The sequence below is a fragment of the Mesorhizobium dulcispinae genome (assembly GCF_033977345.1).
In the GTDB taxonomy this organism is placed as follows: domain Bacteria; phylum Pseudomonadota; class Alphaproteobacteria; order Rhizobiales; family Rhizobiaceae; genus Mesorhizobium; species Mesorhizobium dulcispinae.
The window spans coordinates 112,488-125,171 of record NZ_JAVIIY010000014.1 but is presented as its reverse complement, the minus strand read 5'-3'; the positions used below and the strand labels follow the sequence as shown (position 1 = coordinate 125,171).

11 protein-coding genes are annotated in these 12,684 nt (G+C 64.8%); 4 read left to right on the top strand and 7 right to left on the bottom strand.

The annotated features are described in order from the left end of the window. Positions 1 to 18: 18 nt before the first annotated feature. The 7 genes from RFN30_RS25720 to RFN30_RS25690 all read right to left on the bottom strand — a co-directional run bounded on the left by RFN30_RS25720 (position 19) and on the right by RFN30_RS25690 (position 6,599). Positions 19 to 1,032 carry an ABC transporter ATP-binding protein gene (locus RFN30_RS25720; RefSeq protein WP_320264874.1) on the bottom strand — a complete coding sequence of 338 codons (1,014 nt, stop codon included), beginning with the start codon at positions 1,030 to 1,032 and terminating at the stop codon, positions 19 to 21. Further along, positions 1,025 to 2,131: an ABC transporter ATP-binding protein gene (locus RFN30_RS25715; RefSeq protein ID WP_320264873.1), complete on the bottom strand. Its 1,107-nt coding sequence runs from the start codon at positions 2,129 to 2,131 to the stop codon at positions 1,025 to 1,027. Before RFN30_RS25715 ends, RFN30_RS25720 begins: the two co-directional genes overlap by 8 nt. Before the next feature lie 2 nt (positions 2,132 to 2,133). Next, a complete protein-coding gene (locus tag RFN30_RS25710) occupies positions 2,134 to 2,340 on the bottom strand; it encodes a hypothetical protein (protein WP_320264872.1) in 207 nt (68 codons plus the stop codon). Continuing rightward, the gene (locus RFN30_RS25705) at positions 2,337 to 3,287 is read right to left on the bottom strand and encodes a carbohydrate ABC transporter permease (RefSeq protein WP_320264871.1); all 951 of its coding nucleotides are present in this window, start codon (positions 3,285 to 3,287) and stop codon (positions 2,337 to 2,339) included. Before RFN30_RS25705 ends, RFN30_RS25710 begins: the two co-directional genes overlap by 4 nt. Then, complete coding sequence (locus RFN30_RS25700; RefSeq protein ID WP_320264870.1) at positions 3,284 to 4,231, bottom strand: carbohydrate ABC transporter permease; 948 nt, start codon at positions 4,229 to 4,231, stop codon at positions 3,284 to 3,286. The genes RFN30_RS25705 and RFN30_RS25700 overlap by 4 nt, the downstream gene beginning before the upstream one ends. Positions 4,232 to 4,337: 106 nt before the next feature. Continuing rightward, positions 4,338 to 5,666 carry an ABC transporter substrate-binding protein gene (locus tag RFN30_RS25695; protein WP_320264869.1) on the bottom strand — a complete coding sequence of 443 codons (1,329 nt, stop codon included), beginning with the start codon at positions 5,664 to 5,666 and terminating at the stop codon, positions 4,338 to 4,340. A 243-nt stretch (positions 5,667 to 5,909) separates the two neighbouring features. Further along, positions 5,910 to 6,599, bottom strand: coding sequence for a PIG-L deacetylase family protein (locus RFN30_RS25690; protein ID WP_320264868.1), 690 nt, complete (start codon positions 6,597 to 6,599; stop codon positions 5,910 to 5,912). Between the two features lie 23 nt (positions 6,600 to 6,622). Here RFN30_RS25690 and RFN30_RS25685 point away from each other — a divergent pair, with 23 nt between their 5' ends. The 4 genes from RFN30_RS25685 to RFN30_RS25670 all read left to right on the top strand — a co-directional run bounded on the left by RFN30_RS25685 (position 6,623) and on the right by RFN30_RS25670 (position 12,631). Then, complete coding sequence (locus tag RFN30_RS25685) at positions 6,623 to 7,513, top strand: DMT family transporter (RefSeq protein WP_320264867.1); 891 nt, start codon at positions 6,623 to 6,625, stop codon at positions 7,511 to 7,513. A gap of 56 nt (positions 7,514 to 7,569) precedes the next feature. Further along, positions 7,570 to 10,149: an ATP-dependent helicase HrpB gene (gene hrpB, locus RFN30_RS25680; protein WP_320264866.1), complete on the top strand. Its 2,580-nt coding sequence runs from the start codon at positions 7,570 to 7,572 to the stop codon at positions 10,147 to 10,149. 384 nt (positions 10,150 to 10,533) lie between these two features. Further along, positions 10,534 to 11,859 carry an ActS/PrrB/RegB family redox-sensitive histidine kinase gene (locus RFN30_RS25675; RefSeq protein ID WP_320264865.1) on the top strand — a complete coding sequence of 442 codons (1,326 nt, stop codon included), beginning with the start codon at positions 10,534 to 10,536 and terminating at the stop codon, positions 11,857 to 11,859. Between the two features lie 208 nt (positions 11,860 to 12,067). Beyond that, positions 12,068 to 12,631, top strand: a complete 564-nt coding sequence (locus RFN30_RS25670) for an ActR/PrrA/RegA family redox response regulator transcription factor (RefSeq protein ID WP_320264864.1) — start codon at positions 12,068 to 12,070, stop codon at positions 12,629 to 12,631. The last annotated feature ends 53 nt before the right edge of the window (positions 12,632 to 12,684 follow it).

Sequence of the window (12,684 nt, the reverse complement as noted above, 5' to 3'; positions counted from 1 at the left end):
AAGATGTCCGTGAGCCGGCTACATCAGCCTTTGCCCATCCGAGCCGAAATAAAGCGGCGAGCGGTAGCGGATCGTCACCTTGTCTCCCTTTTCGAGCGGCGTGTCGGGATCGGTCAGCGTCACCAGCTTCTTCGCGCCTACCGTCACATGCAGATGGTTCTGGTCGCCGAGATGCTCGACCCAGTCGACGACGCCGTCGGCATGGCCGTTCGCCGCCTTCTCGATCGACAGATGCTCGGTGCGGGCGCCGATCGTCGTTGTGCCGGTCGGCGCGCCGCCGTCGGGCAGCAGCCCGGCCGGCAGAAGGTTGATCGCCGGCTGGCCGAGGCGGGCCGCGACATGAAGGTTTGCCGGCTCCGAATAGATCGCGCGCGGCGTGCCGATCTGCACCAGGACGCCTTCGGAGAGGATGCCGATGCGGTCGGCCATGGTCATCGCCTCGATCTGGTCGTGCGTGACATAGAGCATGGTGGCGCCGAGCTCGGACTGGATGCGCTTCAGTTCGAGCCTGAGATCGGCGCGCAGCTTGGCGTCGAGCGAGGACAGCGGCTCGTCCATCAGGTAGATCGCGGGCTTGCGCACCAGCGCGCGGCCGATGGCGACGCGCTGCATCTCGCCGCCCGACAATCTGGTCGAGCGATTTTGGAGCTTGTGGTCGATGCGCACCATCCGCGCCACTTCCTCGACGCGGCGGCGGATCGCCTCTTCCGGAAAACGCCGCGCCGGCGAGCGGAGCGGGAAGGCGAGGTTGTCGTAAACCGAAAGATGCGGGTAGAGCGAATATTGCTGGAAGACGAAGGCCGTGTCGCGCTCGGCTGGCGATAGTGCCGTCGCGTCGTGGGCGGCAATGCGGATCGTGCCACTGTCCGGTCGCTCCAGGCCGGCGATCAGTCGGAGCGTCGTGGTCTTGCCGGCGCCGGTCGGGCCGAGCAGGACGACGAACTCCCCGTCCTTGATCTGCAGGTCGAGATCGCTGACCGCGACCGTCTCGCCGAAGCTTTTGGTCACACCTTGGATCTGGACGTCAGCCATGGCGCGCCTCCGCTGCCTGATCATGCATGGCGGTCCTCACCGCGCGTCCGGTGCCTTTCTCGAACAGCGAAAGCCGCGCGCTGCTCAGCGTCAGCCCCACCTGCTCGCCGGGGTTCAAGTGGATGCCAGCCGGCACGCGGGCCTTGATGATGCCGTCCGCCGTCTCCACCGCCACGATCTGCGTGGTGCCGAGATATTCGGTGCCGTAGATCGCGCCGCGCAGTTTCGAAGCATCGTCGAAGCGGATGTGCTCGGGCCGGATGCCGAGCGCCATGTCGGCGGGCGCGATATCCTCGCGCACTTCCGGCACCGCCACCTTGGCGCCCTGGACGACGATTTCCTTCGCGCCCTTGGCGAGCCCGCCGCCGAAGCGGAGGAAGTTCATCGGCGGCGAGCCGATGAAGTCGGCGACGAACATCGTCGCCGGCCGGTCGTAGATTTCGCGCGGTGTGCCGAACTGCTCGATGACGCCGTGGTTCATCACCGCTATTTTGTCGGCCATCGACATCGCTTCCATCTGGTCATGCGTGACATAGACCGTGGTGGCGTGGATGCGGTTGTGCAGCTCGCGCAACTCATGAACCATCAAATCGCGGAACTCGGTGTCGAGTGTACCGAGCGGCTCGTCCATGAGAAAACACTTCGGCCGCCGCACGATGGCGCGGCCGAGCGCCACGCGCTGGCGGTCGCCGCCGGCAAGGCCGGAGACGGACTTGTCGAGCAGATGGTCGATGCGGAGCAGCTTCGCCGTCTCTTCGACCCGCGCGCGGATGTCGGCCGAGCGCATGCCTTGCGCCAAGAGCGGGAAGCCGATGTTCTTGCGCACGTTCATGTGCGGATAGAGCGCGAAGAGCTGGAAGACGAAGGCGATGTCGCGCTCGCGCGCCCGGCGCATGGTGACGTCCTCGCCGCCGAGCAGGATCTTGCCGCCGGTCGGTAGCTCGAGGCCTGCGATCATGCGCAGCGTCGTCGTCTTGCCGCAGCCCGACGGCCCGAGCATGACGAAGAACTCGCCGTCCTCGACGACGAAGTTGGAATCCTGCACGGCGACGAATTCACCGAAGGCCTTCCTGAGGTTTTGTACGCGAATCTCGGCCATGGCTATTCCGGGAATTTCGAGACGACGATGAACATTGCCGTGCCGGCGAGCATGGTGACGAAGGAATAGCTGTAGAGCGACAGCGCGAAGGGCTGGAACAGCATCAGGAAGCCGATGGCGATGATCGCGGTGGCGATGTTTTCCATCAGGCCGCGCCGGCCCCAGCGTGGCCAGCGCGATTTGCGTTTTGCGGTTTGGATCGTGCTCATTTGCGCACCGCGCCGAAGGTGATGCCGCGCAAGAGCTGCTTGCGGAGCAGGATGGTGAAGACGAGGATCGGCACCAGGAAGATCGTCGTGCCGGCGGCCACCGCCGGCCAGTCCTGGCCGCCTTCGCCGATAATGGTCGGGATGAAGGGCGGCGCGGTCTGCGCCGTGCCGGAGGTCAACAGCGCTGCGAACGCATATTCGTTCCAGGCAAAGATCAGGCAGAAGATGGCGGTCGCCGCGATACCAGTGGTGGCCTGCGGCAGCACCGTGCGCCAGAAGGCCTGCAGCCGCGTGTAGCCGTCGATCATCGCCGCTTCCTCATATTCGCGCGGGATCTCGTCGATGAAGCCCTTGAGCAGCCACACCGCCAAAGAGACGTTGACCGCGGTGTAGAGCAGGATCATGCCGAGCGCGGTGTCGGAAAGGCCGAGCTCGCGGTACATCAGGTAGATCGGGATCGCGACCGCAATCGGCGGCATGAAGCGCGTCGACAGGATGAAGAACAGAAGATCGTCCGCCAGCGGCACCTTGAAGCGCGAGAAGCCATAGGCGGAGAGCGTGCCGAGGAACACCGCGCAGAAGGTCGAGCCGAAGGCAATGATCAGCGAATTGACAAAGCGCGGCAGGAAGTTCGACGGCCCGGCGATCACCATATTGCGCTTGCGCACCGTCTCGTCGCAGAAGCCGGTCGCCGGTCCGAGCGCGTTGATGTATTCCGGCGTCTGCCTGGTGCGCGTGGTGAACAGGTTGCAATAGCCCTCGATGCTGGGCTGGAAGACGATCTTCGGCGGATAGGCGATCGAATCCGGCGGCGTCTTGAAGCTGGTGGCGAAGATCCAGAGCAGCGGCACGATCGAGATCAGCGCGTAGCCGACGACGAGCGCGCTGGCGATCCGCTTCGAGTTCGTCGAGGGCGCGACGACGGAATGGGCGGTGGTCAGGCTCATCTCTGCTTCACCTTGTTGAGCGCCTTGACGTAGATGTTGGCGAGACCGAACACCGCGACGAACAGGATGATGGCGAAGGCCGAGGAATAGCCGGTGCGCCAGCTCTCGAAAGCCTGCCGCTTCAGCGTGATCGAGGCGACCTCGGTGGTCGAGCCAGGGCCGCCGCCGGTGAGCAGGTTGACCATGTCGAACATCTTGAAATTCTCGATGCCGCGGAACAGCACCGCCAGCATGATGAAGGGCAGCGCCATCGGCAGAGTGATCGACCAGAACTGCCGCCAGTTGGAGGCGCGGTCGACCTCGGCCGCTTCGTATATGTATTCGGGGATGGAGCGTAAGCCCGCGAGGCAGATCAGCATCACGTAAGGCGTCCACATCCAGGTGTCGACGATGATGATCGCCCATGGCGCCAGGTCGACATTGGACAGCATCTGCACATTCGTCGGCGGAATGCCAGTGACGAAGGAGATGACGTAGGAGAACAGCCCGATCTGCGGCTCGTAGAGGAAGCGCCAGAAATTGCCGACCACCGCCGGCGACAGCATCATCGGCACCAGGATAATTGTCGTCCAGAAGGCATGGCCGCGGAATTTGCGGTCGATCAGCCAGGCGAGCGTGAAGCCGATCACTGTCTGCAGCAGGATCGTCCAGAAGACGAAATGCGCCGTCGTCTGCATGGCGGTCCAGATGTCCTGGTCGCCTAGGATGCGCCGGTAGTTGGCGAGCCCGAGATTCTTCACCACCTCGTTCGGGCGGTTGGCGCGGTAGTTGGTGAAGGAGAGATAGATCGCCCAGAACAGCGGGAAGATGTTGATGGCTAAAAGCAGAAGGATCGTCGGCGAAATGAACAGCCAGGCGAGGCCCTTGTCGCTGATGCCCCGGATCCTCCTGGCCAACGGCTCCGGGGTCGCCCGGGCAACGTTGTCCGCAGTCCGATTGAGCATGGTTAGTCCTGCATCGGTCACGTCAAGTCTCGACAATGGAATTTATCTGAACTGCGTCCCGTGCCAAGGGCGGCACAGGACGCCTCGATCAAGCTCGGGAGGAGCCTTACATCTTGCCATCGTCCTGGAAGGTCTGCGTCCAGTCCTTGACCAGATTGTCGAGCGCTTCCTGCGCGGTTCCCTTGTCGGCCACGACATAGTCATGAACGCGCTTCTGCATCGCCTGCAAGAGCGTGGCGTAGCTTGGCTCGGCCCAGAAATCCTTCACGATAGCCATCGATTCCAGGAAGGTCGAAGCGTAGGGCTGGCTGGCCGGGAACTTGGGGTCGTTCACCACCGCATTGAGGCAGGAGTAACCGCCGAGCGACCACCATTTGGCCTGCACGTCCTTGTTGGCGAACCATTTGATGTATTTCAGCGCCGATTCCTGCTTGTCCGAATAGGAGACCACGGAGATGCCCTGGCCGCCGAGCTGGGCGAAATGGCCCTTCGGGCCGGCAGGATTGGCGAAGAAACCGATCTTGTCGCCGCCCACTTTCTCGTCCTTGTAGAGGCCGGGCCAAGTGAAGGCGAAGTTCATATGCAATGCGACCTGACCCGATTTGAAGGCGTCGGCCGATTCGCCCATGTAGACATTCGACGACCCGGGAGGCGTGCAGCAATCGTACAGCTTCTTGTAGAATTCGAGGCCCTTGACCGCGTCCGGCGAATTGACGAAGCCCTGCATGTCGTAGGCTTTTTTCGGATTCTGGTAGTCGAAACCATAGTCATAGAGGACGTTTGTGACGCCCATCGTGATGCCTTCCGACCCGCGCTCGGTGTAGATCGAGGCACCATAGACCGTCTTGCCGTCGATCTGCCGCTTCTGGAAGAATTCGGCGATCTGCATCAGCTGGTCATAAGTCTTGGGCGGCCCAAGCTCCCAGCCGTATTTTTCCTTGAACTCCTTCTGCAGTTCGGGCCGAGAGAACCAGTCCTTGCGATAGGTCCAGCCGACGACATCGCCCATGGCCGGCAGCGCCCAGTAGTTGGGCGTGTTCTTCGGCCATTCCGAATAGCCGACCACCGTCGCCGGCACGAAGTCGTCCATGCTGATCTTCTCCTTGTCGAAGAAGTCGTTCAGCTTGACGTAGTGGCCGTTCTCGGCGGCGCCGCCGATCCACTGGCTGTCGCCGATGATCAGGTCGCAGAGCTTGCCATGCGAGTTGAGCTCGTTGAGGAAGCGGTCGGCATAGTTGGTCCACGGCACGAATTCGAACTTCATGCCGATGCCGGTTTCCTTGGTGAAGTCCTTGGACAGTTCCACGAGCGCGTTGGCCGGATCCCAGGCCGCCCAGCAAAGCGTCAGGTCTTCCGCATGCGCGGCATTCGAGACGGCGGTCGATGCGGTGATCGCCGAGGCCAGTCCCAACGCCAGTTTCCAGGTCGATTTCATGCCTTACCTCCCATTTTGCGAAACGCGTCCGGATGACGGTTTCAAAAGCCCTCAACCCTCGCTCCTCCGAGAGCCTAAACACGAAGCGCGGTGCGCTGCCGATGTTTAGTAATTTGTTTAGTGATGCTCTTTTTACTAAACAACGCAAGCGAATTCGTTGCTGCGCCGCAGCATCACGAAAGGGGCAGTTGAAATCGTTGGGAAATAGTCGCCGGCCGATCGGCCGGTTGCTCGTCAGCCGGCTTAGCTGACGGTCTTCGTGCTCACCGTCACCGGCCGCATCGGCGGCGCGGGCGGCAGCAGTTCGCGTATGTCGGCGAAAGGGAAGACAGGCTCGAAGCGGAAGGCCTCGGCCAGCGCGCCGGGTGCGCCGTTGCATTGCCGGGCCCGGAACGCGTTCAGCGTTCGCGCGCCGTCGACGAAGCGCTCGGGATCCTGTGAACGGTGCGAGCGGATCGCTTTCGCTTTGAGATCTGCATGGGCGGAGATGTCGACGTAATGCGTCGGCGAAAAACCGGTGCCGCCGAGCGTGTCGGCATGCAGCACCGGCACCGCGAAGGACGCCGCGATGCGCAACGCATCCGACAGCGCGCGGTGGTCGCCGTGATAGTCGTTGGGCGCATGGGTGATCGCGAGATCGGGTTGCACCTCGCTGATCAGCGCCTTCAGCGCGCCGATGAGCGCGGCGTCCGCGACCAGCGCTCCGTCGGGGAAGTCGAGGAAGCGCGGCGTGACGCCGAGCAGGCCGGCCGCTTCGGTCGCTTCCTCGCGCCGCGCTTTGACAAGTGCCGCCGGATCGACCTTGCCGCCCTTGGCGCCGTCCGTGGCTATCGCAAAAGCGAGCTCTGCGCCTAGCGCCGCACAGGCGGCCAGCGTACCGAACATGAAAATCTCGATATCGTCGGGATGGGCCCCCAGCGCCAGTACCTTCACTTCTCTCTACCGGAAATCGAAACGTGCCGAACGGAATTCTGCTCGCCCTGATCGCTTACGCAAGCTATTCATGCAGCGATGCCGTCATCAAGAGCCTCGGCGGGCAGTTCACGGTCTTCGAGATCGGCTTCTTCGTAACCTTATTTGCCGGCTGTTTCCTGTACTTCACCCGTCCGAAGGACGAGCGCTGGCGCGACTTCTGGCGCACCAAACGGCCATGGGCCGTGCAGGCCCGCGCCTGGGCCGGCATCGCGTCGGGCGTGCTCAGCGTCTATGCGTTCACCACCATCCCGCTGGCCGAAGTCTATGCGCTGATCTTCCTGGCGCCGCTGCTGGTCACCATCCTCTCGACCGTCATCCTGAAGGAACGCGTTGGACCCTGGCGGTGGCTTGCCGTCGTCGCCGGCTTTGCCGGCGTGATGCTGGTGGTGCGGCCGGGCTTTCGCGAATTGCATCTCGGCCATCTCGCCGCCTTCGCGAACGCCTTCCTCGCGGCAACCAGCGTCATCCTGATGCGCTCGCTCGCCCAGCAGGAAAAGCGCACCACGATGCTCGGCGCGCTGGTCGGCTATGGCGTGCTGTTCAACGGGGTCGGCGCGGCCGCGACGTCGTTCTCGCTCCCCAATCTCGTGCAACTGGTTTGGCTGATACTGGCCGGCGTCTTCACCGCCGGCGGACAATTGCTGCAGCTGCTTGCCATCAAATACGCGCCTGCCAACCGGATCGCGCCGACGCATTATTCGCAGATCGTCTGGGCGGTTGTCCTCGGCGCGCTGTTCTTCAGGGAATATCCAGATTGGCTGTCATCGGTCGGTCTGGCGGTGGTCGGCGGCTCCGGCCTGCTGACGATGGTGCGGGAAGAGGTGAAGCTCGGCACCGTACGCTGGAACCCGTTTTCGCGGACAAGGCTTTGACCGGTCGCCTGTCTCACACGTTGCGCAGCGACTGCGACGGCTGATATGCGGGCGCCATGAAGACAGGACTTTTGCCGGAGCTTCCAGTATCCGCCGTGCTGCCGGCGCTCCGGCAAACACTCGCCGGGCGCAACAGCGCCGTGCTCGTGGCGCCGCCCGGCGCCGGCAAGACCACGCTGGTGCCGCTGGCGCTGCTCGACGCGCTGTGGTTGGGCGAAGGCCGGATCGTGCTGCTCGAGCCGCGCCGGCTGGCCGCGCGCGCCGCTGCGCGGCGCATGGCCGAGCTGCTAGGCGAGGAGCCCGGCGGCACTGTCGGCTACGCCATGCGCATGGAGAACCGCACTTCGGCGCGGACAAAAATCCTCGTCGTCACCGAGGGCGTGTTGTCCCGCATGATCCTCGACGATCCGGAACTGCCTGGCGTTTCGGCGGTGATCTTCGACGAATTCCACGAGCGTTCCCTCGATGGCGATTTCGGCCTCGCGCTGGCGCTCGACGTGCAAGGGGCGTTGCGGCCGGACCTGCGCCTGCTGGTGATGTCGGCGACGCTCGACGGCGCGCGCGTTGCAAAACTCTTGGCAGAAGCGCCGGTCATCGAAAGCGAGGGTCGCGCCTTCCAAGTCGACATCCGCTACGACGAGCGGCCGGCCGGCATGGCCGTCGAGGACGCGATGGCCAAGGCGATCCGCTCCGCCCTCGCCGCCGAGCAGGGCAGCGTGCTCGCCTTCCTGCCTGGACAGCGCGAGATCGAGCGCACCGCCGAGCGGCTTCTCGGCAATGTCGGCGCCGATACCGACATCGTCCCGCTCTACGGCCAGCTCGACAACAGGATGCAGGATGCCGCGATCAGGCCGGCGCCAACCGGCCGCCGCAAGGTGGTGCTGGCGACGTCGATCGCGGAAACCTCGATCACCATCGACGGCGTGCGCGTCGTCATCGATTCCGGCCTGTCGCGGCTGCCGCGCTATGAGCCGGCAAGCGGTCTGACCCGGCTGGAAACGGTGCGCGTGAGCAGAGCTTCCGCCGACCAGCGTTCCGGCCGCGCCGGGCGAACGCAACCCGGCGTCGCCATCCGGCTGTGGCGTGCCGAGCAGACGGCGGCACTTCCCGCCTTCACGCCACCGGAAATCCTGGAAGCCGACCTTTCCGGCCTGCTGCTCGACTGCGCCGCCTTCGGCGTCGCCGATCCATCGAGCCTCGCCTTCCTCGATCCGCCGCCTGCGCCGGCACTCAACGAGGCGCGGGTACTGCTGCGCGCGCTCCACGCCATCGACGATGCCGGCCGGCTTACCGAGGCGGGCGCGGCGATGCGCAAGCTGGCGCTGCCGGTCCGGCTCGCGCATATGGTGGCGGAAGCGGCAAAGGCTGGCCAGGCGCAGGAGGCGGCGACGCTTGCCGTGCTTTTGACGGAACGCGGGCTTGGCGGTGACAGCGCTGACCTCGAACGCCGATTGCTCCGCTTTCGCGGGGAAAAATCGCCGCGCGCCAATTCAGCCCGGCAGCTTGCCGAGCGCCTGGCCAGGCAGGCCACTTTACCCTCCCCCTTGTGGGGAGGGTCGATCCGCGAAGCGGAGCGGGGTGGGGGTAGGCCGGGCGCCTTACCCCCACCCCGTCTCTCTCGCCTTGCGGTGCAAGGCTCGCTCGCCGACCCTCCCCACAAAGGGGAGGGTAAAAGCGCCGGCGCGCTTCTCATCCATGCCTGGCCGGACCGGGTCGCCAGGGCGCGTGGCGAGCGCGGCCGCTTCGTGCTCGCCAACGGCTCCGGCGCCATGGTCGACGCCGCCGATCCGCTGGCCGGCGAGACCTGGCTGGTCGTCGCCGACCTGCAAGGCAAGGCGCAGAATGCCCGCATCACCGCCGCCGCGCCCGTCAATGAGGCCGACATCCGCGCGGCGCTTGCCGACCGGATCGAGACGAAGCGTGAAACCAGCTTCGACCGCGAGCGGCGCACCGTGCGCGTGCGCGAGACCGCGCGGCTCGGCGCCATCACGCTTGCCGAGCGCATGCTGCCGGCGCCCTCGGGCGCCGATGCCGACCGCGCCATCCTCGATGCCTTGCGCGAGCACGGCCTGTCGCTGCTCGACTGGGGCAAGGAGGCCGAGACGCTGCGGCAACGGCTTGGCTGGCTCAACCGCGGCCTCGGCGCGCCCTGGCCGGATGTCTCCGATCAGGCGCTGCTCGATCGCCTCGACGACTGGCTGCTGCCATTTCTCTCCGGTGCTGCGTCGTTCTCTGCGATCAGCTCCGGCACGCTGTCCGCAGGCCTGGCGTCGCTGGTCCCGCACGATTTGCAGCGCAAGGTCGACACACTGGCGCCGACCCATTTCGACGCGCCTTCGGGCAGCCACGTGCCGATCCGCTATGACGGCGAATGGCCGGTGCTGGCGATCCGCGTGCAGGAGCTGTTCGGCCTCGACCGCCATCCGGCGATCGCGAGCGGCACGGTGCCGCTGACGCTGGAACTCTTGTCGCCGGCGCATCGCCCGATCCAGACGACGCGCGATCTGCCCGGCTTCTGGCGCGGTTCATGGGCGGATGTGCGCACCGACATGCGCGGCCGCTATCCCAAGCATGTCTGGCCGGAAAACCCACTCGTTGCCGCCGCCACCAGCCGCGCCAAGCCGCGCGGGACATGAGCTTGGCCAGAAGCTTTGGCGTGCCGCTAGCGTTAGCGGACCGCCCACTTTGGTGATTGGCGTAAACGCGTATCACTTCGTCATCCACGGGCGGAGCAAGGAGCGTAGCGACGCTCGTAGACCCGAGGATCCATTCCGTGACTTCCAAGCGTTGCGACGGTTCAGAATTCTGCTCCGCTGCATTCTATGGTCAAGGTAACGGAATGGATCCTCGGGTCTGCGCTCCGCTTCGCGTCGCTCCGCCCGTGGATGACGAAATCGCGAGGGGCCCCGGCCAATCACCAAGCGCTCATGATGGTGAACCGAAACACCGGCTACCAACCAGTCAAGGCGCCTTTACAGCGCTACTAGCGCTTACCCTCCTGCGGCTATAATCGTAAGTCGATGATCAACATTCTGCGCGCGCCCGATTCCCAGCAGAGCCAGCGGCTGCGGCTCAACACGCTGATCCGCCTGCGCTGGCTCGCCATCGTCGGCCAGAGCGTGGCGGTGCTCGTCGTCGCCTATGGGCTGAAATTCCCGCTGCCGGTCTCGATGTGCTTCGCGCTCATCGCCTGCTCCGCCTGGATGAACCTCTGGCTTACCTTCCGCTATCCGGCGGCGCATCGGCTCACCCCGCTCTCGGCCTTCGTTATCCTGACCATCGACAGCCTGCAGCTCGCCGGCCTGCTCTACATGACCGGCGGCCTCACCAATCCGTTCTCGGTGCTGCTCTCGGTACCGGTCGTCATCTCCGCCGCGTCGCTGCCGCTGCGCCTCACCGCAGTGCTCGGCGCGCTGGTCATCGTGGCGGCCACGCTGCTTGTGTTCTTCCATCTGCCGCTGCCCTGGTATGAGGACGCGCCGCTGCCGATGCCCTTCATCTATGTCGCCGGCATGTGGATGGCGGTGTTCGCTTCGATCGCCTTCACCGCGATATACGCCTTCCGCGTCGCGGCGGAGGCGCGCCTGCTCGCCAACGCGCTCGCCGCCACCGAGCTGGTGCTGCAGCGCGAGCAGCATCTTTCGGCTCTGGATGGGCTCGCGGCGGCCGCTGCGCATGAGCTCGGCACGCCTTTGGCCACCATCACCGTCGTCGCCAAGGAAATGGAAAAGGCGCTGGGCGAGGACCCGAAATTCAGCGAAGACGTGAAGCTGCTGCGCTCGCAAAGCGAGCGCTGCCGCGAGATTCTGAAGCGGCTGACCAGCCTGTCCTCGGAGGGCGAGGCGCATCTTTCGCGCCTGCCGCTGACCTCGCTGGTCGAGGAGGTGACGGCGCCGCATCGCGATTTCGGCATCTCGATCCGGCTGCGCCCCGGCGAGCGCATCGGCCCGGAGCCGGTCGGGCAGCGCAGCCCGGGCGTCATCTACGGGCTCGGCAATCTGGTCGAGAACGCCGTCGACTTCGCCAAGAACACGGTCACCGTTAGCTGGAACTGGGACAATGAGGAAGTCTCCTTTTCCATCATCGACGACGGACCGGGCTTTCCGCCGGAGATCATCGACCGCATCGGTGAGCCCTATATGTCGACGCGCCAGGGAACCGAGGCCGGCGGCGGTCTCGGTCTCGGGCTTTTCATCGCCAAGACCTTGCTGGAGCGCTCGGGCGCCACGATCGATTTTCGCAATTCGAGCGGCCTCGGCGAGGGCGCGGTGGTGCAGATCACCTGGCCGCGCAGCGTCTTCCTCAATCCCGAGCAGTTGTCCGGGACCATGTTCGACAACGCCTGAGCCTTGCATTTACCGCATGGCAGCTCTGTTGCCGGCTGTAAAAATTGGACATTGCTGTTGCAGAATTGTATCTGCGTAAAAGTAAGGCATGTCGGCCAAAAGTGCGTAGCGGTTTTGGGAAAACGACATGCCCCGAGCCAGGACTTAAGGCGCGTTCGCTGAATCCGTTTCGACGCGACGCGCTTTAAGTCAGTAGGATGCTGACGAAATGAGCGCAGACGAAACCAACGGTGCAATGGTCGAAGGCGAGGACACCTCGCTGCTGATCGTCGACGACGACAAGCCCTTTCTTACCCGGCTTGCCCGCGCCATGGAAACCAGGGGCTTCGCGGTCGAGACGGCGGAGAGCGTGGAAGAGGCTGTCGCCAAGGCGCGCGCCCATCCGCCGGCCTATGCGGTGGTCGATATGCGGCTGGGCGACGGCAACGGCCTCGACGTGGTCGCCGCCATCCGCGAGAAGCGCGACGATTCCCGCACCATCATCCTGACCGGCTACGGCAACATCGCCACCGCGGTGACCGCGGTGAAGCTCGGCGCCGTCGACTACCTGTCGAAGCCTGCCGATGCCGACGATGTCTTCGCGGCGCTGACCCGCACCGCCGGCGAGCGCGCGGCGCCGCCTGAAAACCCGATGTCGGCCGACCGCGTGCGCTGGGAGCACATCCAGCGCGTCTACGAAATGTGCGACCGCAACGTCTCCGAGACCGCGCGCCGGCTCAACATGCATCGCCGCACCCTGCAGCGCATACTAGCCAAGCGCGCGCCGCGCTGAGAGACTGTTTGGAAATTCTACTCTGGCGGCCATCTGCTGGCGGTTTCTGCGCT